A 21385-nucleotide genomic window follows, 5' to 3' on the forward strand; every position below is an offset into this window, starting at 1 on the left:
AAGTGCGATTCCCTCACGCTCTGCCGCACTCTGATACCCCGTGAACACAATCAGCCTCTGCGCCGGAGGGAAACGCTGTAGTTTCACGGTCAATTGCAGCAATTCCCGCGGGGCGTTGGGACTCAGCGTCGTGCCATCGCTTTCGAAAAAAAGATCACCGACTACAGAAGCGTCCGCAATGACCCTCTGGCAATGCGAACTCCCGGGGTCCTCCGAGGCCAGCGCGAGCCCCCATCCACAGGAACAGCCCGCAATCCACAAAGCGATTGCGCGGCAAAAAAGCCCAGGCAAGCTTGAACGCTCTGTTGACCTCCTGTCAGAGGGAAACAACAACCCGCTACTCCCCATCTTTGCGCTCATAGCCTCTCCGTGACCACACCCGTGCGCGGCTTGGGCAGGTCGCCCGGCCAGGGCCCCTCGCCCACTTCGTGCGCAAAGTATTTGTGGATGCAGCGGATGGGGTTGGGCGCCGCCTGGCCCAGGCCGCAGATGGAGGCGTCGGCCATTACCTGTGCCAGATCGTCGAGCAGTTCTTCATCCCACTTCGGCGCTTGCATCAGCGTGGCCGCCTTGGCCGTGCCCACGCGGCAGGGCGTGCACTGGCCGCAGCTTTCGTGTTCAAAGAAGCGCATCACGTTGAGCGCCGCATCGCGCGCCCGGTCGTGCTGGCTGAGCACGATGACGGCGGCCGAGCCGATGAAGCAGCCGTAGGGCTGCAGCGTGTCGAAGTCGAGCGGTATGTGGCTCAGGCTGGTGGGCAGGATACCGCCCGACGCGCCGCCGGGCAGGTAGGCATAAAGCTGGTGGCCGTCCAGCATGCCGCCGCAGTATTCGTCGATGAGTTCCTGCACCGTGATGCCCGCAGGCGCGAGCTTGACGCCCGGGTGCTTCACGCGCCCGCTCACGCTGAAACTGCGCAGCCCCTTGCGCCCGTGGCGGCCAAAGCTGGCAAACCACTGCGGGCTACGTTCCACAATGTCGCGCACCCAGTACAGCGTCTCGAAGTTGTGCTCCAGCGTGGGCCTGCCGAACAGCCCCACCTGCGCGATGTAGGGCGGGCGCATGCGGGGTTCTCCACGCTTGCCTTCGATGCTCTCGATCATGGCCGACTCTTCGCCGCAGATGTAGGCACCCGCGCCGCGCCGCAGTTCGATGTGGGGCAGCGGGCATGGCGGATCGGCGCGCAGGTCGTCCAGGGCGCGCTGCAGCAGCGCACGGCAGCCGTGGTATTCGTCGCGCAGGTAGATATAGATGGCCTCGGTACCCACCACCTGGGCGGCGATGAGCACGCCTTCCAGAAAGCGGTGCGGGTCGCGTTCCAGATAAGTGCGGTCCTTGAAGGTGCCGGGCTCGCCTTCGTCGATGTTGACGGCCATCAGGCGTGGCGCGGGCTGGTCCCGCACGATGCGCCACTTGCGCCCCGCCGGGAAGCCCGCGCCGCCCAGGCCGCGCAAACCCGAGTCCTCCATGGCAGCGAGCACGGCCTCGGCGTCCATCTCTCCGTTGACCAGCCCGGCGGCGGTCTGGTAGCCGCCGTGGGCACGGTAGGTGACGAGGTCGGTGTGCGCGGGGCTGATCCCGTCCGGCTGCGTTGGCACGCTCTTCTCGGACAGCTCAGAAATATCAAAATTGATAGCTACTAGCGCTTGTGGATGAAGCGCTAGAGCCCGATTTGTCTTGGATTTCACTACCTCCAGCACTGAATCCACTGTGGCGCGCGGCACGGGGCACTGGTGCACCACCGCCACCGGCGCTTGTTCGCAGCGGCCCACGCAGGGCACGGCCTGCACCTGCACATCGCCCTGCCCGGCCGCGCGCAGCCGCTCGGGCAGCGTGGCCAACAGCTCGCGGGCACCGGCCAGGCTGCAGCTCAGGCTGTCGCACACCCGCAGCACCAGGCGCGGGGCATGGGCATCCTCGCCGCGCACGATGTCGAAGTGGTGGTAGAAGCTCGCCACCTCGTACACCTCGGCCATCGGCAGGTTCATCTGCTTGGCGAGAGCCACCAGGTGCCGGTCGTGCAGCACACCAAAGTGGTCGTTCAGGCGGTGCAGGTATTCGATGAGCAGGTCGCGCCGGAAACCGCTGGCCGGGCGGGGGCCCAGCAGTTGCGCCACCTCGGCCATGGCCGCGTCTTCGGGCTGGCGGCCCTTGAGGCGGCTTTTGCGGCGGATGCGCTCGCGCATGTCGTTGACCGACACGGCGGCCACGACGGTTGCGGTGGGGGCTTCGGGGGCGAGGTGCATGGAGCGAAATCGTGGGATGTCTTGTTGTGGTGCTTATGAAGCCGCCTGCATAAGGCGGCTGGGCGGTCGCAGTGTCGGCGAGGCACCCCGGTGCGTCAAATTGCGGATGCACATGGGTCGATCACAAAAACAAATGAGCTGCGCACCTTGGCATTGCGCTGTACAGCGTGGGGCCAACTCATCCGCCACCTGCACTGCCTGCTCTGCCCATTGGCAGGTTCTCCAGCAACCGGCTCGCCAGCAGCGCCGCCAGGTCTTGCGCCGAAGGCATGGGCACGGGCGCGGTGGACAGGGCGCCATCGATCGCCAGGCTTGCCAGCCCGTGGGCCAGGCTCCACCCCGCCAGTGCCAGCTCGTCCGCCCCTTCGGCCACGTGGGCATGGGCGGCTTTGCGCAGCACCTCAAAAGCCCCGTCCGCCGCCGCTTGCAACGCCGGGTGGTCGGCCTTGTGTTGCAGCAGCGGGCTGAACATCAGCCGGAACGCGGCGGGACGCGCGAGCGCAAAGGCCACGTAGGCGGTGCAGTGCCCCACCAGTCTGGCGGCGGTGTCCACACCGGGGTGTGCGGCCTCCATGTCGGCCGCCAGGTCGTGAAAACCGCGCGTGGCCACGGCAGCCAGCAACGCATCCAGATTGGCGAAATGGTGGTATGGGGCCGCATGCGACACCCCCGCCGCTTTGGCCACCGCGCGGAGGCTGAGCGTGGCCCCGGACGCCAGCAACCCCTCGGCGGCAGACACCAGTGCGGTGCGCAAGTCGCCATGGTGGTAAGTGGCGCGCGGAATTTCAGCTGAGTTCATGGCGGCAATCTTGACACAGTCAAGATACACCCCAACAATACCCCATCCTGACACCGTAAAGATAGCCCATGACCCGACGCCTGCTCCAAGCCACTACCGCCGTGATGGCGCTGATCCCAGTTGCCACTGGCGTGCTGACGATGATGGGCATCTACGACCCGATCTACCGCACCAGCGGCCTCCCGAGCGATGCGCTGCTCGATGGCAACCTGCGGTTTTTTGGCGGCGTGTGGCTGGCGCTGGGCCTGGCAATGGGGTCGCTGGTGCCGCGCATCGAGCGCGAGGGCCGGTTGTTTGCGGTGTTGTGGGGCGCGGTGTTTCTGGGCGGCGTGGGCCGGGCGCTGTCGATGGCCTTTCTGGGCCTGCCGCCCGCGCCATTTATCGGGTTCACGGTGCTGGAGCTGGTGGGTGCGCCGGCCTTCATCGCGTGGCAGCGGCGCGTGGCTACCAGCACTGGGGCGGCCCGGCCCATTTCGCGTGGGTAGGGCCGGAAAAACCTGCGCCTACAGCGGCTCCGCCGCCAGCAATCCGCTGTGCGCTGCGGCGTGCTGCAACCACTCACGATCTTGCGACAGCGCCAGTGCCGCATCCAGCGCCCGGGTGGGCTGCACCTGCCGGTGCGACATGAATCCAATGGGGGTGGTGAGCACCGGGCTCGTCAACGGCAGGGCCTCCAGTCCATCATGGCCGCGCACGGCGTCCACCAGCGCACCGGGCAGGACGCTGCACACTTGGCCCGCCACCACGCTGAGCGCCAGGGTCAGTACCGAATCGGTTTCCATGGCGGGCATGACCGTGGCGCCTGTAGCGCGGAAGGCACCATCCACCAAGCTACGGTTGTGCATCTCGGGGGTGAGCAGGCACAGCGGCAGCGCCGCCGCATCGGCCCAGGCCATGGGTGGGCCGATCTGCAGCCCGCGCGCTGCGCCTTTGGGCAGCCGGGGCGCACGGCGCAGCAGAAAGTAGTGCTCCACATACTGCGGCCAAGCCCGTAGCGTGCCGCCGCGTACAGGCATGCGCTCGGTGTAGCCCAGGGCCAAGTCCAGTGCAATATTTTCGAGCCCCGCCTCCAGCGCCTGCGAACTCATCGACAGCGCCACCGGCACGATGCCCGGGTGCCGCGCCTGCAGCTGCGCGGCAAACCGCGCCAGGATGGGCATGGCCGTGGGCACCGCGCCCAGGCGCAGCGTGCCGCGCGGGTGGGCGGCGTCGCTGCTCAGGTCCTGCTGCAGCACCTGGTGTTCGTGCAGCATGCGCTGCGCCGTGGCCAGCACGCGTTCGCCCTCAGGCGTGAAGCCTTCGAAGCTGCGGCCCCGGCGCACCACGACCACGCCAAACTCCTTTTCCAGCGCGCGCAGTGCGTTGGACAGCGCGGGCTGCGTGATGTGGCAGGCCTGCGCCGCCCGGCCAAAGTGCCGGTGCTCGTGCAGCGCCACCAGGTAGCGCAGGGACGCGAGCAGGTTCATGGCACGGTGGGGCGACCCGGGAAGATCAGGTGTTCTTGCTGATCGAAATCGTCGGGAACTTGCTCGAAAAATCCTTGGCCTGCTGCGCGATCTTCACCGCCACGTCGCGCGCCACCTTCTTGTAGATCTTGGCCACGTCCCCATCCGGGTCGGCCACCACGGTGGGCTTGCCGCTGTCGGCCTGCAGGCGGATGCTCATGTCGAGCGGCAGCGCGCCCAGGTAGTCCATGTTGTACTCGGCTGCCATCTTCTTGCCGCCATCGGCGCCAAAGATGTGTTCCACATGGCCGCAGTTGCTGCACACGTGCGCGGCCATGTTCTCGACGATGCCGAGGATGGGCACGCCCACCTTCTCGAACATCTTGATGCCCTTCTTGGCGTCCAGCAGGGCGATGTCCTGCGGCGTGGTCACGATCACCGCGCCGGTCATGGGCACGCGCTGGCTCAGGGTGAGCTGGATGTCGCCGGTGCCGGGGGGCATGTCGATGATGAGGTAGTCGAGGTCTTTCCAGTTGGTCTGGCGCAGCAGTTGCTCTAGCGCCTGGGTGGCCATGGGGCCGCGCCAGATCATGGCCTCGTCCTGGTCCACCAGGAAACCGATGGACATCACCTGCACGCCGTAGTTCTCCAGCGGCTCCATGGTCTTGCCGTCGTCGCTCTCAGGGCGGCGGTTGATGCCCAGCATCATGGGCTGGCTGGGGCCGTAGATGTCGGCGTCGAGCACGCCCACGCTGGCGCCCTCGGCGGCCAGGGCCAGGGCCAGGTTGGCGGCCGTTGTGCTTTTGCCCACGCCGCCCTTGCCCGAGGCCACGGCGATGATGTTCTTGACCTGGGGCAAGAGCTGCACGCCGCGCTGCACGGCATGCGCAATCACCTTGGTGGTGATGTTGACCGACACGTTCTCGACGCCCCCCACGCCCTTGGCAGCGGCCACGAGATTGCGGCGCAGTTCGGGCACCAAGCTCTTGGCGGGGTAGCCCAACTCCACATCGAAGGCCACGTCGTCGCCGCTGATCTGCACATTGCGCAGGGCGCGGGTGCTGACGAAATCCTTGCCCGTATGGGGGTCCAGCACGCTGGAAAGTGCGGCCAAAAGGCCCTGTTCGGTGACTGCCATTCAATTAACTCCTGTGGGGCCGGTAGTCTATCCAAGCGCTGTTCCCCCGGCGCGTGAAGGACAATGCGCACGCTTTGCCCCTGGCTCCACAGCAGCTGGCACCCTGAGAAACCGAACGAAAAGGACCCCCGTGAAATTCAAGATGGCCGAGAAATCCCTGTTTGCCATGCTGCTGCGCTCGCCCTGGTGGATCAGCTTTGTGGTGGTCGGCCTCATCGTTCTGGCGGCAGGTGCGCTGCTGCCCAAGGAATATTTCGTGGTGGGTGCGCTGGCCGGTTTCCCCATCTTCGTGGTGGGCTGCATCGCCGCGTGGAAGCAGCTGCGCGCCCCCAACCCCGCCCGGGTTGCCGAGATGCTGGAGGCCGTGGCCAGTATGCCCTGGCGCAGCTTTGCCGACACCCTGGCATCGGCCTGGGCACGGGCGGGCTACTCCGTAGAGCGGATCAACGGCAACAACGCAGGCGCTGACATGCGACTGACCCAGGGTGGCAATACCACGCTGGTCAGCGCCAAACGCTGGAAAGCCGCCACCCACGGCGTAGAGCCCCTGCGCGAGCTGCACGCGGCCATGCTGGCCAGCGAGACCCCCGCAGGCGTCTATGTGGCTGCCCTGGGGCAGGTCAGCGACAACGCCCACGCGTTTGCCCGGGAGCACGGCATTGTGGTGCTGCAGGGTGACGCGGTGGCACAGCTGCTGCTGCGCCAACCGTAGACAGCGATGTGCCAGGGCCTCCGGCCCGCATAATCACAGCTGTAACGCTGCAGAAAAACGGCGATCCGCCCCGTCCCGGGCCAAAGTTTCAACCTTCTAGTTCTGCGCACAGGGCAGCAAAGGAAGCGGCAGGGTTCAAAGCGCGCGATATCGGCCGCCCCACCACGACGTGCGTTGCACCCGCCTTGATGGCCTCGCTGGCGGTGGTGAAACGGGCGTGGTCGCCTTTTGCAAACTCCAGCGGCTGTATACCAGGCGTGACGATCAGCGCGCCCTGCGGCAGCGCGTTGCGCAGAAGCCTGGCTTCTAGCGGCGACGCGACCACACCGTGGCAGCCTGCTGCGTGTGCAAGACGCGCAAGACGCAGCACCTGTTCTGGCACTGTCGATGCCACGCCCACTTCGCGCAGCGCCTCGTCGTCCATGCTGGTGATCACAGTGAGTGCCAGCACTTTGAGCTCAGGGAAGTGTGCTGCCGACGCCACTGCAGCCTCCAGCACAGAAGATCCTGCCGACGCATGAACCGTCACCATAGAAGCCCCAAGTTGCCCCGCCGCCGCAACTGCGTCAGCCACCGAGCTCGGAATTTCAAACAGTTTGAGGTCCAAAAAGACCTGCTTACCAGCATCCAACAGATCGCGGACGAAGGACGGTCCAGCCGCCGTGAGCAATTGCAAACCCACCTTGTAGACAGACGCAGCAGAGCCCAGCTGCCCGACCAGATCTGCTGCAGGCGCAGCAGCAGGGAAATCAAGCGAAACGATGATGCTCGGATTCAAGCCATCTCCCCAAAAAAGTGCGTTGGAGCATGCCACAGGCCGGGGAGCAGCACGAGCCCACCTCTGGCGCAAACAATTGACTTCCCCTGGCAAGCTTGAACGCCCCAGCAAAAAGCGAAGTGTCGCCTCAACCATGCGGGTTTTCCCACATGAAAGGCTCCCAGCCACCCACCGACACTTGGGACACCACCCACACACATTCATGCCGCCCTTGGTAACTTCTGATATCCCCGCCGAAGCGCGACCCGCCACCGGCCTGCTACTCACCGGCGGCGGTGCCCGCGCCGCCTACCAGGTGGGCGTGCTCGAAGCCATTGCCGACCTGCGCCAGGCCTGTGGCGAGGGGAGTGGACCCAACCCCTTCCCCATCATCACCGGCACCTCGGCCGGGGCCATCAACGCGGCGGCGCTGGCCTGCGGGGCCGACAACTTTGACCGCGCCGTGCGCCGCATTGCGCGCGTGTGGCGGCAGTTCCACGCCAGCCAGGTGTATGGCGCCGACTCGCTCAGCGTGATGCGCAGCGGTGCGCGCTGGCTCACGCTGGTGTCGCTGGGCTGGGCCCTGGCGCGCTGGCGGCGCATGCGACCGCGCTCGCTGCTGGACAACACCCCGCTCGAAAAACTGCTGGTCAAGATGGTGCCGCTGGTGCGCCTGCCCCGGCTGATCCGCAAGGGCCACCTCACGGCGCTTGCCGTCACAGCGTCGAGCTACAGCTCGGGCGAGCATGTCACCTTTTTTGAAGCCGCCGCACCCGTCAAGCCCTGGGTGCGCTCGCAGCGCAAGGCGGCCAGCGACCGCATCACGCACGAGCATCTGCTGGCGTCCTCGGCCATTCCGTTCATCTTTCCGGCCAAGGGCATCGAGGTGGATGACCACATCGAATATTTCGGCGACGGCTCCATGCGCCAGTCGGCGCCCATTGCTCCGGCCATTCACCTGGGGGCCGAGCGCATCCTGGTGATCGGCGCTGGCCGCATGCACGAGCCCAAGGGCGATGCCGCCGCCAACCCCACGGCCACCTACCCCACGCTGGCGCAGATTGCGGGTCATGCGCTGTCCAACATCTTTCTGGATGCGCTGGCCGTGGATGTGGAGCGCGTGCAGCGCATCAACCAGACCCTGTCGCTCATTCCCGAAGAAAAGCGCCTGCACAGCGCACTGCGCCCCATCGAGCTGCTGGTGATTGCCCCCTCGCAGCGCCTGGATGCCGTGGCCGCGCGCCATGTGGGCGACCTGCCCACGCCCGTGCGCACCATGCTGGGCGCCCTGGGCGTCACGTCCAACATGGCCGATGTGCGCGGCGCGGCGCTGGCCAGCTACCTGCTCTTCGAATCCGGCTACACCCAGGAGCTGATGGCCCTGGGCCGGGCCGACACCCTGGCCATGCGGGCCGAGGTGTGCAGGTTCTTTGGCTGGACGGACACCGGCGCCGAGGTGAAGACCCGGCACCATGGGGAAACCGCCTGAAACGCCCCAGGCCTGAACCCTACGGCTTGGGCAGCCACCCCAGGCCGTGCGCGTGCAGGCTCTGCACATACAGCCGGTCCGCCGTCTCGGTGATCGCAGTGGTCTCGGGGTAGGCGCCACTCGGGTCCTGCAGGTCGGCCACCACCTTGCCATCGTCGGTGAACGCAATCACATGGCCGTAGGGCTGGGGAATGGGCCACAGCGCACGCGGCAGGCGCAGGGTCAGGCTGCGCAGCCAGGGCTTGCCCGCCATGTTGTCGATGGCCGCCCCACGCGGCTTGGCAAAGCCCAGCCACACCTTGCCGCCCTGCCCGCGCATCAGGTTGTCGGGGTAGCCGGGCAGGTTGTCGAGCAGCACGCGGGCCTGGGGACTGGGCTGGGCGATGTCGAGGTCATTCGCATCCACCGCAATCTTCCACACCCGGTATTTGCCGGTTTCGTTGACGAACAGGCTTTTCTCGTCCTGGCTCAGCGCCACGCCGTTGGCAAAGCTGATGCCCCGGGCCACCACGCGTGCGGTGCGGGTGGCGGGGTCGTATTCGATCACCCGGCCCGTGCTGGCCTGCTCCAGGATATCGAGCACGCTGGCCTCAAACGTACCGCCCCAGTCCTTGGGGGCAAAACGGGTGGAGGCGTCGCTCAGGTACATCTTTCCGCTTTGGGCCACCACCACGGCGTCGGCATAGCGGATGGGGTCGTTGCCCACCTTGTCGGCCAGCAGGGTGACCTTGCCATCGGGCGCGATGGACAGCAGCCCCTTGACCGCATCGGCCGCAATCAGGTGGCCCGCCGCATCGAAGTCGAACCCCAGCACCCGCCCGCCGGTGTTGGCAAACACCTCCTGACCCGAGCCGTCGGGGTTCATGCGCAAAATTCTGCCGCTGAGCACGGTGGTGTAGAGCTTGCCGTCCTTGCCAAAGGCGATGTGCTCGGGGCCCACCTCGCCCTTGAGGTCGATGATGTTCAGCTGGGCCAGGCGCTGGTTGGGGGCATGGACGCCCTGGTAGCCGGGGGCGGCAGGCGCGGTCCAGGCCACCGGCTGAATGGGCACAGGCCACGCCGCCAGATAGGCAGCCACCGCCAATATCGCGCCACCCACGCCCCACCCCACCCGTTTTGCCCATGTGCTGGCCATGTGTCGTCTCCTGTTGATTGTTGGAATGCGGGGCATTGTGGCGCCATAGGCGGCCTGCACGCACGCCCTGATTGGCACCTGCGCGACCTGGGGAGGCCACCGCAGCGCCCGCAATGGCCAGGGATACTGACGACCGCCTAAAATCGCGGGTTCCGCCTGAGAAAGCCGCTTTTCATGACGACCTCCGCCCGCAAACTCTTCGTTACCACCGCCCTGCCGTATGCCAACGGCAACTTCCACATCGGCCACATCATGGAATACATCCAGGCCGACATCTGGGTGCGGTACCAAAGGATGCAGGGCAACGCGGTCAACTTTGTGGGTGCGGACGACACCCACGGTGCGCCCATCATGATTGCCGCCGAAAAGGCCGGCAAGACGCCCCAGCAGTTCGTGGCCGACATCGCCGCCGGTCGCAAGCAGTACCTGGACGGTTTTCACATCAGCTTTGACAACTGGCACAGCACCGATGCGCCCGAAAACCATGAACTGGCCCGCCAGATCTACCGCGACCTGCGCGACCGCGCCGATGGCAGCCTGATCGAAGTACGCACCATCGAGCAGTTCTTCGACCCCGAGAAGAACATGTTCCTGCCCGACCGGTACATCAAGGGCGAATGCCCCAAGTGCCACGCCAAGGACCAGTATGGCGACAACTGCGAGGTGTGCGGCACGGTGTACGCCCCCACCGACCTGATCAACCCCTTCTCGGCCCTGTCGGGTGCCAAGCCCGAGCTGAAGAATTCAGAGCACTTCTTCTTCAAGCTGTCGGACCCGCGCTGCGTGGAGTTTCTGGAGAACTGGACGCAGGACGGCAAGCTGCAGCCCGAGGTGGCCAACAAGATCAAGGAATGGTTCACCGTCCGCACCAACCCCGACGGCACCACCAGCGAAGGCCTGGGCGACTGGGATATCAGCCGCGACGCACCCTACTTCGGCATCGAGATCCCCGACGCGCCCGGCAAATACTTCTACGTGTGGCTGGATGCCCCCGTGGGCTACCTCGCGTCACTCAAGAACCTGCTGGAAAAGCGCGGCGAAAGCTACGACGCCTACATGGCCGACCCGGCGATGGAGCAGTACCACTTCATCGGCAAGGACATCGTCACCTTCCACACGCTGTTCTGGCCCGCCATGCTGCACTTCAGCGGCCGCAAGACACCCAACAACGTGTTTGTGCACGGCTTCTTGACCGTGAACAACGGCGAGAAGATGAGCAAGAGCCGGGGCACGGGCCTGGACCCGCTCAAGTACCTGAGCCTGAACATGAATGCCGAATGGCTGCGCTACTACCTGGCGGCCAAGCTGAGCGCGCGCAACGAGGACATCGACTTCAATGCCGAAGACTTCATGCTGCGTGTGAACAGCGATTTGATCGGCAAATACGTGAACATTGCCAGCCGGGCGGCGGGCTTCTTGACCAAGCGCTTTGACGGCAAGCTGACCGACCAATTTGGCACCACGGGCGCAGCCCTGCTGGCCGAGGTGCGCGGTGCCAGCGACGCCATCGCGCAGATGTACGAAACGCGGGAATACAGCAAGGCCACGCGCGAGATCATGCTGCTGGCCGACAAGGTCAACGCCTATGTGGACCAGAACAAGCCCTGGGATCTGGCCAAGGACGCGGCCAACAACGAGGCCCTGCACCAGGTGTGCTCGGTGCTCGTGAACGCCTTCGCCGCACTCACCCGCTACCTGGCCCCCGTGCTGCCGGGCCTGGCCCAAGCGGTGCAAGGCTTTGTGGGCGTGAACATGCAGCAGTGGAACGTGGCGGGGGACGTGCAGGCCATCCAGCCCTACCAGCACCTGATGCAGCGCGTCACCCCCGAACAGCTTGAAGCACTGTTTGAAGCCCCAGCGCAAGCAGAACAAGCGCCAGCAGCTACTGAAACCGTAGCAGCCAACTCCCATCCTGGCGGCGAAGAACTCGCCCCCACTATCACCATCGACGACTTCACCAAGATCGACCTGCGCATTGCGCTGATCGTGAACTGCGAGCCGGTCGAGGGCTCCACCAAGCTGCTGCGCCTGACGCTGGACGTGGGCGAAGGCCGTACGCGCAACGTGTTCAGCGGCATTGCCAGCGCTTACAAGCCCGAAGATCTGGTGGGCAAGCACACCGTGATGGTGGCCAACCTGGCGCCGCGCAAGATGAAGTTTGGCGTGAGCGAAGGCATGGTGCTGGCCGCCAGCCATGGCGACGAAAAGGCCAACCCCGGCATCTACGTGCTCAACCCCTGGCCCGGCGCCACGCCCGGCATGCGGGTGCGGTAAGGCGTGCAACGCTCATAGACAAAGCAACCGTCAAGGATGCCGAGGGGTGCTGAGCCCCTCGCCATCCGCCGATAGAGGAAGGGGTGGCATGTTGACTGCCGCCCTGAAGCAAGCTCTCAGTAAAGGTACACCGAGCCCGCGTTGGCGCTGCTTTCGTCCGACTGATTGCCCCCAATGCCAGTCGATCCACTGTCTTCGGTGGATGCCCCCACGGCCAGGGTAGTGCCGTCACCCGATATCGCCACACGGCCACCAAACCGGTCCCCAGCGCCCGTATTGGGTGCCTTCAGGTAGGCTTGTTGCGCCCAGGTGCCCGCGCTGCGGCGGAACACCAGCACAGCGCCCGCATCCGCAGCGGCGGTGTTGGCCGGGTCGCCATTGAATCCGCGCGCATTGCTGTCGTCGCGGTACGACGGCACCACCAGCGTGTTGCCGTCGCTGGACATCGCCAAGTTGTTGCCAAACCGGTGGGGGGTGCGGGTGTTGGAGGCTTTCAAGTACGCCTGTGACTGCCAGACGCCACCTGCGCGAATGAACACAAACACCGCGCCAGAGTTGAGTGCCAGGGTGTTGCTCGGTGGCGGCACTACGAAGGTACCTGTGTAGTTGCTGCTGTCTCCGTCCATGCCAACCGCCAGCGTGTTGCCGTCGCCTGACAGGATGACCGAGACGCCGAAGCGGTCCTGCGCCTTGGGACTGGGTGCCTTCAGATAGGCCTGCTGCGACCATGCCCCCGCATTGCGCTGGAACACGTAAGCCGCACCCGCATTGGCCAGGGTGTCGTCCGCAGGATCACTCGCCAAGGCGCTGCGCTCAAAGAACGCGCCCACCGCCAGGGTGTCGCCTGCGCCAGACAGACTGAGGTAGATGCCGAAGAAATCTCCCGCGCCTGCATTGGAGGCCTTGAGGTAACTTTGCTGCGCCCAGCTGGTGCCCGTGCGGGCAAAGACATAGGCGGCCCCGGACGCAGCATAAGCTCCATTGCCGTGTGTTCCAGTCAGGTCACCATCCTCGTTATAGGCCCCCACCGCCAGGGTGTTGCCGTCGTTCGAGAGGGCTACGAATGAACCGAAAAGATCGTCGGCATCCGCGTTGTTCGCCTTGATGAATGCCTGCTGCGACCAGACGGCGCCCGTGCGGGCATATACATAGACGGCGCCTGAGTTGCTGGCCAGGTTATTGGTGGTCGGCATCGTCGAGAACGTGCCCTTCTGGTCGCCGCTCTCGCCATCCGCGCCAATGGCCAGCGTGTTGCCGTCGGCCGACAAGGCCACGGCATTGCCAAAATAATCGTTGGCCTCGCCGTTGGGGGCCGCAATGCGCGCCTGCTGCGACCACGTGGCGCCGCTCTTCGTGAATACGTATACCGCCCCCGTGTTGCCACCCTCTCCATACGCCCCCACGGCCAGGGTGGAGCCGTTGCTGGACAAGGCCACGCGGTTGCCAAACCGGCCTTCGACGGTGGTAGTCGATCCCTTGAAGTAGCCAATGGCACGCACCATGTCTGCCGCCATGGAGGTCGATGGGGCACTGCACCCGCCCGCGTTGCAGGCTTGCACGGTGTACGTCGCATTCACCCGAAGGTGCAGCAGCACCGGAACTGCGTAGGTCAGCCCGGTGGCCGCGGTCGACCCGATTTGCGCGGGTGCCAGCGGGCCCGCGCCGTCCGGGTCTTCGTACACCGTGTAGCGGGTTGCGCCGGGCGTCGAGGTCCACGAAAAGACCAGTGCCTTCGTCCCATAGGCAATCCCCAGGCCACCCGGCGTGGGGGGAGCCGGTGGAGGGGGGGGAGCAGGAGGCGGAGGCGATGAGACGGTGCTGCAACGCACTCTCACTTGGGTCACGGGCGCCACGACAACCCCGGTGCCAGCCTCTACTGTGCAAACCTGATTCGCAGGCTGTACATGCACCGTCACGGCGTAAGAGCTGCCATGGGTCAGCGGTGAGGCAAACCCGAAAACGCCATTGGTGGCCACCAGCAGATCCGCAGCGCCGTTGAGCCGCAACGTCACCACGCCCAGCAGGCCCGTGATCGATCCACCGACGGTGTAGGTATTGGTGGTGCATGTCACCAAGATGTTGGTAACCGGGCCTGCCACCACACCCGAACCGTTTTCCACAACACAGGTCTGCCCGGCGGGCTGGGTACGCACAACAATGTTGTAGGCCTGGCCCTGCAAAACGTTGGTGGCATAGCTGCCGTTCGCCGTGATGGTCAGCTCCGCCTCCGTGCCGTTGGCCAGGACGAGCGTGCCCACCAGTCCCGTCACAGTGCCGCCCACAGCATGTTGCGCCACGGGCGGGGGCGGCGGGGGCGCAGCAGGGTCTTCGCCACCGCCGCAGGCCATCAAGACTCCGCTCGCAATCAGAAGAAGCAGCCTTGCCGCCCCACCAAGCCTCGCCCACAGTGCTTCAGCGCTGGCGGAATAAGTTCGGTACATCAAGGGTCCTCCGGGCATGTGAACGGGGTGGGCACTTCACCCATTCAGGAGGCGCGGGCGAGCCCGGCGCCCCTCGTGCGGGCGCAGGCGGGGTAGCACGAACTCTATGGTGGGTGGACGCGCAAACACACCCCCACCGAAGCAGGGTTGACGGGTGCAATGGAGTCGCGCAGGGGCGTTCGACGGGAGCTCAGACCCCTGAGGACTCGGTCACGATCGGAGACAGGCGGCCGTCGCGCTGGCGGCCCCGTCCCTCAATGCCCCACGTAGCGCCCTGGCCGGTGGCTGATCCACAAGAACCCGCTCATCACCAGCACGGCCAGCACCGAATACGCCACACGCTCGACCGGCACCACGAACAGCGCCAGCAGCACCACGGAGCCGTCGATCATCATCTGCACCTTGCCCGCCCGCATGCCATAGCGGCTTTGCAGGTACAGCGACACCACCGTGGCACCGCCCAGGCTGGAGCGGTGGCGCGCCAGAAACAAACAGCCTGTGCCCAGCAGGAGCCCGCCCAGCAGCGAGGCGAACAGCGGGTTCAGGTAGTCCACATGCATCACGTGCGGAAACAGCTCGGTCAGCAGCGACAGCAGGCCCACGCAGACAAAGGTCTTGATGGTGAACTCGTGGCCCATGCGCGTCCAGGCAAACCAGTAGAACGGCAGGTTGACCACAAAAAACAGCTTGCCGAACGAAATGCCCGTGACGTAGTGCAGCAAAAACGCCACGCCCGCGGTGCCGCCCACCAGCAGGCCCGCCTGGTTGAAAAGCATGAGCGCCATGGCCACAAACAAGGTGCCCGCGAACAGGGCCTGCGCGTCTTCGAACAGGCCGTGGCGCAGCGATGGCGGGGGGGACATTTCGGGCGTCGGCATGGCAGGAGGGTGAAGGGTGTCGGGCATGGGAGCAGGTGGGGATGCAGTGCACCACAACTAGCAAGCAACGCGCCAGTGCGCAGGGGCTGCTTTCCCTTGCCAGTCTTGGCAGATTTCAGGCATTTTTGTCATCCATCGCTTATACAGCAAGCGTCAATAGCTATTAAGTTAGGAGCAAATTCGGTACGACACCGACATGGAGCTGAAGCTATCGAAGTTGCGCAGGCTCTGTTTGTGGCCCTGTTGTGGCGCTATTGCAGCGCCGGTGTGACGCCATCGGGCGGTTGGGACCGCCATCGGTTGCACTTCAAGAAGCGCTCACTACACTGGTTGCCTCCATGCCGTTTTCGCCCGCCTTTCGCCCCCGCCTGATCGACGCCCTGCGCGGCTACACCAAGAGCCGCTGGCTGGCCGACGTGGGTGCGGGGGTCACGGTGGGCATTGTGGCGCTGCCGCTGGCCATGGCGTTTGCGATTGCCAGCGGCCTGAAGCCCGAGGCGGGGCTGTGGACGGCCATCATTGCGGGCTTCCTCATCTCTGCCTTGGGGGGCGCCAACACGCAGATTGGTGGGCCGGCGGGCGCGTTCATCGTGATCGTCTACGGCATTGTGGAGCGCTATGGCGTGGCCAATCTGCTGATCTCTACCGCATGCGCGGGCGTGATTCTGGTGCTGCTGGGGTTGTTTCGCCTGGGCACGCTGGTGCGGTTTGTGCCGGTCAGCATCGTGATCGGCTTTACCAACGGCATTGCGGTGCTGATTGCGCTGTCACAGGTGAAAGACTGGCTGGGCTTGTCGATTGACCGCATGCCGGGCAACTTCTTCTCGCAGGTGAGCACGCTGGCGCAGCACATCGGCACCTTCAACCCCTATGCGTTCGGGCTGGGGCTGGCGTGTGTGGCGCTGCTGTTCCTCTGGCCACGGCTGTTCCTCAAGGGCTCGCCGGTGATCCGGCTCATGGAGGGGCACACGGTGCGCCGGTTTGCCCGCGTGCCCGCACCCGTGGTGGCGCTGGTGGTGCTGAGCCTGCTGGCCTGGGGGCTCAGGTTTCCGGTGGAGACCATCGGCTCGCGCTTTGGAGGCATTCCGCAGGCGCTGCCGGTGTTTGCGCTCCCCGATTTTTCGTGGGAGACGGTGCGGCTGCTGGTCACCCCCACACTCACCATCGCGTTGCTGGGTGCCATCGAGTCGCTGCTGTGCGCCCGCGTGGCCGACCAGCTGGCCACCGACCCGCACCACAAAAAACACAACCCCAACCAAGAGCTGATGGCCCAGGGCGCGGCCAACATGATCGTGCCGTTTTTTGGCGGCATGCCGGCCACCGGCACCATTGCGCGCACGGTGACCAACATCCGCGCGGGCGCCACGTCGCCGGTAGCGGGCATGGTGCATGCACTCACGCTGCTGGCGATCGTGCTGGTGGCTGCGCCGCTGGCGCTGCACATTCCGCTGGCGGTGCTGGCGGGCATCTTGCTGTTTGTGGCCTGGAACATGGGCGAGTGGCACGAGTTTGTGCGGCTCAAGCATTTCAGCAACCACTATCGGCTGCTGATGCTGGGCACGTTTTTCCTCACGGTGGTGTTCGACCTCACGGTGGCGGTGGAGGTGGGCCTGTTCATGGCCTGCGCGCTGTTTGTGCGGCGCATGAGCGGGTTGTTTCGCGCGGTGCGCGAGCCCGAGCCCACTCCTCCACCGCCGAGCGCTGCGCCGGGCCAGCGCACTGTGGCCCGCTGGCGCCTGCACGGCGCGCTGTTTTTTGGTGCAGCCGCCAAGATCGACCCCATCGTGCAGGCAGTGGAAACCGGCCCGCCCGGCATGGATGTGGTGCTGGACGCCTGCGAGCTGGTGGCGCTGGACACGACCGGGCTGGATGCGCTGGAGCAGATCCTCAAAGCCGTGGCAGCGCGCGGTGGGCGCATGTCGGTGGTGAACCTGCACGAGCAGCCACGCTCGCTGATCGAGCGATCGGGCTTTGCCGACCGGCTGGCCGCCCAGGGCGGCGCCAGCGTGGATGTGTAGCTGTCGGCAGGGCACGGGGCAACGGTTTACTTGCCTCCCTTGAACTCCGGCGCGTCCAGGTCGGCCCCCGTCTGCGTGCGCAGCACCACGAGGTCAGGCCCATGGACCACCGTGAACACCTTGGCCTGGTTGGGCGCCTCCAGATAGCGCCAGTCCACCCAGGTTTCTTTCTTCAGCTCGTAGGGCGTGGCCTTGGCGGGTTTGCCCAGCAGGCGGCGCACCTCGTCCATGCGCATGCCAGGCACGACGCGCGCGAAGGTCTCGGGCGTGAGCACCTGGCGCAGCGCGGTCATGCGGCCGTCGGGGCCGATGGTGATCATGTAGTTGACCTGGCCTGCGGGCTGGCGGTTGTATTCGAAGGTGCGGGCACCGTCGGGCTCGTCCCACACGTTCTCGGGGGCGCCAAAGCGGTCGCGCACATCGGCTTCGGTCGATACACCCTCCTTCAGTTCACTGATGCGTTGCGGGTCGCAGGCAGTGAGCACCAGCAGGGAAAAGGTGGCGGCCGCCAGGGCAGCGGCGCGATATATCAAGCGCATAAATTCGTCCCGGTAAAATCTTGGACCTTTGGTGCGTCACTGTGCCTGATGCGTTCCAAGAAAGAGATTCACAGTCCATGTCTATTTTCCGCCGCCCCGATTACCAATCCGACGCCACCCAGTTCATCAACCAGCTCAAGGCCAGCCGCCCCGAACTGGAAAGCCAGCAGCTGGCAGGCCGTGCCCTGCTGTGGGACAAGAAGGTGGACCGCAGCATCTGGACCGAATACCGCGAAGGCCAGGTGGAGCAAAAGCCGTACGTCTACCAGACCAACGCAGACTAAGCATCAAAATGGCCTCTAGCGCTTATTCAATAAGCTCTAGCAGCTCATTTTTTAATAGCAAACCATGACCACAGCGAACGAAGCCAACGTGGCCGATTCGCCGGATCTGTCCGCGCTGGACGCGGCAGGCATGCCCGTGGTGGTGGATCAGGTGGCGCTGGCACGCCTGTACGGCGAGCCGCTGTTTGCGCTGCCGCAAGACCTGTACATCCCGCCCGATGCGCTCGAAGTCTTCCTCGAAGCCTTCGAAGGCCCGCTCGATTTGCTGCTGTACCTGATCCGCAAGCAGAACTTCAACATCCTCGACATCCCCATGGTGGGGGTCACCAAGCAGTACCTGGCGTATGTGGACGAGATCCGCAGCCGCAACCTGGAGCTGGCGGCCGAGTATTTGCTGATGGCGGCGATGCTCATCGAGATCAAGTCGCGCATGCTGCTGCCGCCCAAGAAGCAGGAAGGCGGCGAGGAGCCCGAAGACCCCCGCGCCGAGCTGGTGCGCCGCCTGCTCGAATACGAGCAAATGAAGATGGCGGCCATGCGCCTGTCGCACATGCCGCAGTACGGCCGCGACTTCCTGAAGGCCCAGGTCTACATCGAACAAAGCCTGCAGCCGCGCTTTCCGGACGTGCACGTGGTGGAGCTGCAGGACGCCTGGCGCGACATCCTCAAACGCGCCAAGCTTGTGCAGCACCACAAGATCACGCGCGAGGAACTCTCGGTGCGCGAATACATGAGCATGGTGCTCAAAACGCTGCAGGGCCGCCGCTTTGTGGAGTTTGAAGAACTCTTCGAGCCCGAAAAAGGCAGCACCGTGCTGGTGGTGACCTTCATCGCCCTGCTGGAGCTGGCCAAAGAGACGCTGATCGAGATCACGCAGGCCGAGGCTTTTGCCCCCATTTACGTGCGCCTCGCTTACACGCCGGTCTAGGCTGGCTCCCCTGTTCACCGCCCTGGCCGGTGGCCGTGGCGTTACCCCTTTCTTCACCCGCAAGCCATGGCATCCCACGACTTCGACGTTCTCATCGTAGGCAGCGGCCTCGCTGGCCTCTCGGCTGCCTTGCACCTGGCGCCCACCCACCGCGTGGCCGTCATCACCAAGCGCACGCTGCAGGATGGATCGAGCGGCTGGGCCCAGGGCGGCATTGCCGCCGTGCTGGCTGACGACGACAGCTTTGCCGCCCACATTGAAGACACGCTGGTCGCCGGCGCAGGCCTGTGCGACCTGGCCACCACGCGCTTTGTGGTGGAGAACGCCCCCGCCTCGATTGCCTGGCTGCGCAAGCTGGGTGTGCCCTTCACGCTCGAAGGCGACCAGCTGCACCTGACGCGCGAAGGCGGCCACAGCGCGCGCCGCATTGCCCACGTGACCGACGCCACCGGCGCGGCCGTGCAGCGCACGCTGATCGACGTGGTGCGCGCCACGCCCGGCATCACGCTGTTTGAGCAGCACACGCTGGTGGACCTGATCACCACGCGCAAGCTGGGCTTGCCGGGTCACCGCTGCCTGGGCCTGTATGCGCTGGACAGCGACACCGACGAGGTCGTGACCTTCCGCGCGCCACAAACCATCCTGGCCACGGGCGGCGCAGGCAAGGTGTACCTGTACACCACCAACCCCGACACCGCCACGGGCGACGGCATTGCCGCCGCCTGGCGCGCGGGCTGCCGCGTGGCGAACATGGAGTTCATCCAGTTCCACCCCACGGGCCTGTACCACCCGCACGAAAAGTCCTTCCTCATCAGCGAGGCCGTGCGCGGCGAGGGCGGGCAACTCAAGCTGCCCCCCTCGGCCGGCGGCACGCGCTTCATGCTCGACCACGACCCGCGCGCCGAGCTGGCCCCGCGCGACGTGGTGGCCCGCGCCATCGACTTCGAGATGAAGAAACACGGCCTGGACTGCGTACACCTGGACATCTCGCACCAGAGCCCCGCGTTTCTGCAAGAGCACTTCCCCAACATCCTCGCGCACTGCGCGTCGCTGGGCATCGACATCACCAAGGAGCCCATCCCCGTGGTGCCCACGGCCCACTTCACCTGCGGCGGCGTGCTGACCGACCTGGCGGGCCGCACCGACCTGCCCGGTCTGTACGCCGTGGGCGAGGTGGCCTGCACCGGCCTGCATGGCGCCAACCGCCTGGCCAGCAACTCGCTGCTCGAATGCATGGTGTTCGCCCGCGCCGCCGCGCAGGCCATCGCAGCAGCCCCGACCACAGAACTGCCCACCGTTCCCGCCTGGGACGACAGCCGCGTGACCGATGCGGATGAATCCGTCGTCATCTCCCACAACTGGGACGAGTTGCGCCGCTTCATGTGGGACTACGTGGGCATCGTGCGCACGAACAAGCGCCTGGAACGTGCCGCCCACCGCATTGCCATGCTGCAGGGCGAGATTCAGGAGTTCTACGCCCATTTCCACGTCACACGCGACCTGCTGGAGCTGCGCAACCTGGTGCAGGTGGCCGACCTGATCGTGAAAAGCGCCCAGCTGCGCCGCGAAAGCCGGGGCCTGCATTTCAGCCGCGATTACCCCGAGATGGCCGCGCCTGCGGCCCCCACCCTTCTCGTACCACCGGTGGCCCGATGACCTACAGCGTCAAAGAAATTTTCTACACCCTGCAAGGCGAAGGCGGCCAGGCGGGCACACCCGCGGTGTTCTGCCGCTTTGCAGGCTGCAACCTCTGGACGGGCCGCGAGCAGGACCGCGCGCAGGCCATCTGCCAGTTCTGCGACACCGACTTTGTGGGCACCGACGGCACGCTGGGCGGCAAGTTCGAAACGGCCACGGCACTGGCGGAATTGATCGCCGCCCAATGGCCTGCAGGCGCGGGCCATCGCCTGGTGGTGCTGACGGGTGGCGAACCCCTTCTGCAGGTCGATACGGCACTCATCGACGCGCTGCACGCGCAGCAATTTCGCATTGCGGTTGAAAGCAACGGCACCGTGATTGCGCCCGAGGGCATCGACTGGCTGTGCATCAGCCCCAAGGCGGGTGCCCCGTGGGTGCAGCGCAGCGGGCAGGAACTGAAGCTCGTGTGGCCCCAGCCGGGCTTTGACCTGCAGGCGCTGGAGCAGGACACGCAGTTCACCCACCGCTTTCTGCAGCCCATGGATGGCCTTCTGCAGCGACAGAACACTGCCGCTTGCATTGACGCCTGCCTGGCCCACCCCGCATGGCGATTGAGCCTGCAAACCCACAAGCTCACCGGCATCCGTTGAGCTGCTCTCTTCTT

At 65.6% G+C, this 21385-nt stretch carries 18 protein-coding genes; 9 read left to right on the forward strand and 9 right to left on the reverse strand.

Translation table 11 applies throughout. From position 1 onward, the window contains the following. Positions 1–356: 356 nt before the first annotated feature. Positions 357–2246, reverse strand: a complete 1890-nt coding sequence (locus LPA35_RS20220; RefSeq protein WP_228898570.1) for an NAD(P)H-dependent oxidoreductase subunit E — start codon at positions 2244–2246, stop codon at positions 357–359. 178 nt (positions 2247–2424) lie between these two features. After that, entirely contained in the window at positions 2425–3045 is a 621-nt protein-coding gene (locus tag LPA35_RS20225; protein WP_228898571.1) for a TetR/AcrR family transcriptional regulator, read from the reverse strand. A 68-nt stretch (positions 3046–3113) separates the two neighbouring features. Between LPA35_RS20225 and LPA35_RS20230 the strand changes: the two genes are divergently transcribed. After that, positions 3114–3530 (forward strand): DUF4345 domain-containing protein, encoded by a 417-nt coding sequence (locus LPA35_RS20230; RefSeq protein WP_207402027.1) that lies wholly within the window; start codon positions 3114–3116, stop codon positions 3528–3530. 18 nt (positions 3531–3548) lie between these two features. On the opposite strand, the gene LPA35_RS20235 is transcribed toward LPA35_RS20230, so the two are convergent. Together LPA35_RS20235 and apbC are read right to left on the reverse strand one after the other, a co-directional pair. Further along, a complete protein-coding gene (locus LPA35_RS20235) occupies positions 3549–4511 on the reverse strand; it encodes a LysR family transcriptional regulator (RefSeq protein ID WP_228898572.1) in 963 nt (320 codons plus the stop codon). Between the two features lie 25 nt (positions 4512–4536). Continuing rightward, positions 4537–5628, reverse strand: coding sequence for an iron-sulfur cluster carrier protein ApbC (gene apbC, locus LPA35_RS20240; RefSeq protein WP_228898574.1), 1092 nt, complete (start codon positions 5626–5628; stop codon positions 4537–4539). Positions 5629–5770: 142 nt separating this feature from the next. Here apbC and LPA35_RS20245 point away from each other — a divergent pair, with 142 nt between their 5' ends. Continuing rightward, positions 5771–6340, forward strand: a complete 570-nt coding sequence (locus LPA35_RS20245; RefSeq protein ID WP_228898890.1) for a restriction endonuclease — start codon at positions 5771–5773, stop codon at positions 6338–6340. An 88-nt stretch (positions 6341–6428) separates the two neighbouring features. Here the strand turns inward: LPA35_RS20245 and pyrF are convergent, their stop codons facing one another. Next, entirely contained in the window at positions 6429–7118 is a 690-nt protein-coding gene (gene pyrF, locus LPA35_RS20250; protein ID WP_228898575.1) for an orotidine-5'-phosphate decarboxylase, read from the reverse strand. Positions 7119–7320: 202 nt separating this feature from the next. Here pyrF and LPA35_RS20255 point away from each other — a divergent pair, with 202 nt between their 5' ends. Next, positions 7321–8586, forward strand: a complete 1266-nt coding sequence (locus tag LPA35_RS20255) for a patatin-like phospholipase family protein (RefSeq protein WP_228898576.1) — start codon at positions 7321–7323, stop codon at positions 8584–8586. Positions 8587–8605: 19 nt separating this feature from the next. Here LPA35_RS20255 and LPA35_RS20260 read toward each other — a convergent pair whose 3' ends face one another. Next, positions 8606–9721 (reverse strand): SMP-30/gluconolactonase/LRE family protein, encoded by a 1116-nt coding sequence (locus LPA35_RS20260; protein ID WP_228898578.1) that lies wholly within the window; start codon positions 9719–9721, stop codon positions 8606–8608. 174 nt (positions 9722–9895) lie between these two features. Between LPA35_RS20260 and metG the strand changes: the two genes are divergently transcribed. Beyond that, positions 9896–11995, forward strand: coding sequence for a methionine--tRNA ligase (gene metG, locus LPA35_RS20265; protein WP_228898581.1), 2100 nt, complete (start codon positions 9896–9898; stop codon positions 11993–11995). A 116-nt stretch (positions 11996–12111) separates the two neighbouring features. On the opposite strand, the gene LPA35_RS20270 is transcribed toward metG, so the two are convergent. Both LPA35_RS20270 and LPA35_RS20275 read right to left on the reverse strand, forming a co-directional pair. Next, the gene (locus tag LPA35_RS20270; protein WP_228898583.1) at positions 12112–14292 is read right to left on the reverse strand and encodes an FG-GAP repeat protein; all 2181 of its coding nucleotides are present in this window, start codon (positions 14290–14292) and stop codon (positions 12112–12114) included. Between the two features lie 398 nt (positions 14293–14690). Continuing rightward, positions 14691–15341, reverse strand: coding sequence for a YitT family protein (locus tag LPA35_RS20275; protein WP_176888632.1), 651 nt, complete (start codon positions 15339–15341; stop codon positions 14691–14693). 311 nt (positions 15342–15652) lie between these two features. On the opposite strand from LPA35_RS20275, the gene LPA35_RS20280 reads away from it, so the two are divergent. Continuing rightward, entirely contained in the window at positions 15653–17332 is a 1680-nt protein-coding gene (locus tag LPA35_RS20280) for a SulP family inorganic anion transporter (RefSeq protein ID WP_228898585.1), read from the forward strand. 26 nt (positions 17333–17358) lie between these two features. Here the strand turns inward: LPA35_RS20280 and LPA35_RS20285 are convergent, their stop codons facing one another. Continuing rightward, the gene (locus tag LPA35_RS20285) at positions 17359–17871 is read right to left on the reverse strand and encodes an outer membrane protein assembly factor BamE (RefSeq protein WP_228898587.1); all 513 of its coding nucleotides are present in this window, start codon (positions 17869–17871) and stop codon (positions 17359–17361) included. Positions 17872–17948: 77 nt separating this feature from the next. Here LPA35_RS20285 and LPA35_RS20290 point away from each other — a divergent pair, with 77 nt between their 5' ends. The 4 genes from LPA35_RS20290 (at position 17949) to queE (ending at position 21371) form a co-directional block, all read left to right on the forward strand. Continuing rightward, entirely contained in the window at positions 17949–18155 is a 207-nt protein-coding gene (locus tag LPA35_RS20290; protein ID WP_055402867.1) for a DUF3460 family protein, read from the forward strand. 64 nt (positions 18156–18219) lie between these two features. After that, the gene (locus LPA35_RS20295) at positions 18220–19083 is read left to right on the forward strand and encodes a ScpA family protein (RefSeq protein ID WP_370641480.1); all 864 of its coding nucleotides are present in this window, start codon (positions 18220–18222) and stop codon (positions 19081–19083) included. A gap of 66 nt (positions 19084–19149) precedes the next feature. Further along, the gene (nadB, locus tag LPA35_RS20300; RefSeq protein WP_121421046.1) at positions 19150–20739 is read left to right on the forward strand and encodes an L-aspartate oxidase; all 1590 of its coding nucleotides are present in this window, start codon (positions 19150–19152) and stop codon (positions 20737–20739) included. Then, a complete protein-coding gene (gene queE, locus LPA35_RS20305; protein WP_008903450.1) occupies positions 20736–21371 on the forward strand; it encodes a 7-carboxy-7-deazaguanine synthase in 636 nt (211 codons plus the stop codon). Before nadB ends, queE begins: the two co-directional genes overlap by 4 nt. The last annotated feature ends 14 nt before the right edge of the window (positions 21372–21385 follow it).

It is taken from the genome of Acidovorax sp. Leaf73 (genome assembly GCF_916855635.1).
Classification (GTDB): domain Bacteria; phylum Pseudomonadota; class Gammaproteobacteria; order Burkholderiales; family Burkholderiaceae_C; genus Acidovorax; species Acidovorax facilis.

Bases quoted from the DNA above. Each gene is read 5' to 3' on its own strand.
- LPA35_RS20295 (WP_370641480.1), top strand. From the start codon at position 18,220: ATGACCACAGCGAACGAAGCCAACGTGGCCGATTCGCCGGATCTGTCC.
- LPA35_RS20275 (WP_176888632.1), bottom strand. From the start codon at position 15,341: ATGCCCGACACCCTTCACCCTCCTGCCATGCCGACGCCCGAAATGTCC.
- LPA35_RS20230 (WP_207402027.1), top strand. From the start codon at position 3,114: ATGACCCGACGCCTGCTCCAAGCCACTACCGCCGTGATGGCGCTGATC.
- LPA35_RS20255 (WP_228898576.1), top strand. From the start codon at position 7,321: ATGCCGCCCTTGGTAACTTCTGATATCCCCGCCGAAGCGCGACCCGCC.
- LPA35_RS20225 (WP_228898571.1), bottom strand. From the start codon at position 3,045: ATGAACTCAGCTGAAATTCCGCGCGCCACTTACCACCATGGCGACTTG.
- LPA35_RS20290 (WP_055402867.1), top strand. From the start codon at position 17,949: ATGTCTATTTTCCGCCGCCCCGATTACCAATCCGACGCCACCCAGTTC.
- LPA35_RS20245 (WP_228898890.1), top strand. From the start codon at position 5,771: ATGGCCGAGAAATCCCTGTTTGCCATGCTGCTGCGCTCGCCCTGGTGG.
- LPA35_RS20285 (WP_228898587.1), bottom strand. From the start codon at position 17,871: ATGCGCTTGATATATCGCGCCGCTGCCCTGGCGGCCGCCACCTTTTCC.
- LPA35_RS20235 (WP_228898572.1), bottom strand. From the start codon at position 4,511: ATGAACCTGCTCGCGTCCCTGCGCTACCTGGTGGCGCTGCACGAGCAC.
- metG (WP_228898581.1), top strand. From the start codon at position 9,896: ATGACGACCTCCGCCCGCAAACTCTTCGTTACCACCGCCCTGCCGTAT.
- LPA35_RS20280 (WP_228898585.1), top strand. From the start codon at position 15,653: ATGCCGTTTTCGCCCGCCTTTCGCCCCCGCCTGATCGACGCCCTGCGC.
- LPA35_RS20260 (WP_228898578.1), bottom strand. From the start codon at position 9,721: ATGGCCAGCACATGGGCAAAACGGGTGGGGTGGGGCGTGGGTGGCGCG.
- nadB (WP_121421046.1), top strand. From the start codon at position 19,150: ATGGCATCCCACGACTTCGACGTTCTCATCGTAGGCAGCGGCCTCGCT.
- LPA35_RS20220 (WP_228898570.1), bottom strand. From the start codon at position 2,246: ATGCACCTCGCCCCCGAAGCCCCCACCGCAACCGTCGTGGCCGCCGTG.
- apbC (WP_228898574.1), bottom strand. From the start codon at position 5,628: ATGGCAGTCACCGAACAGGGCCTTTTGGCCGCACTTTCCAGCGTGCTG.
- queE (WP_008903450.1), top strand. From the start codon at position 20,736: ATGACCTACAGCGTCAAAGAAATTTTCTACACCCTGCAAGGCGAAGGC.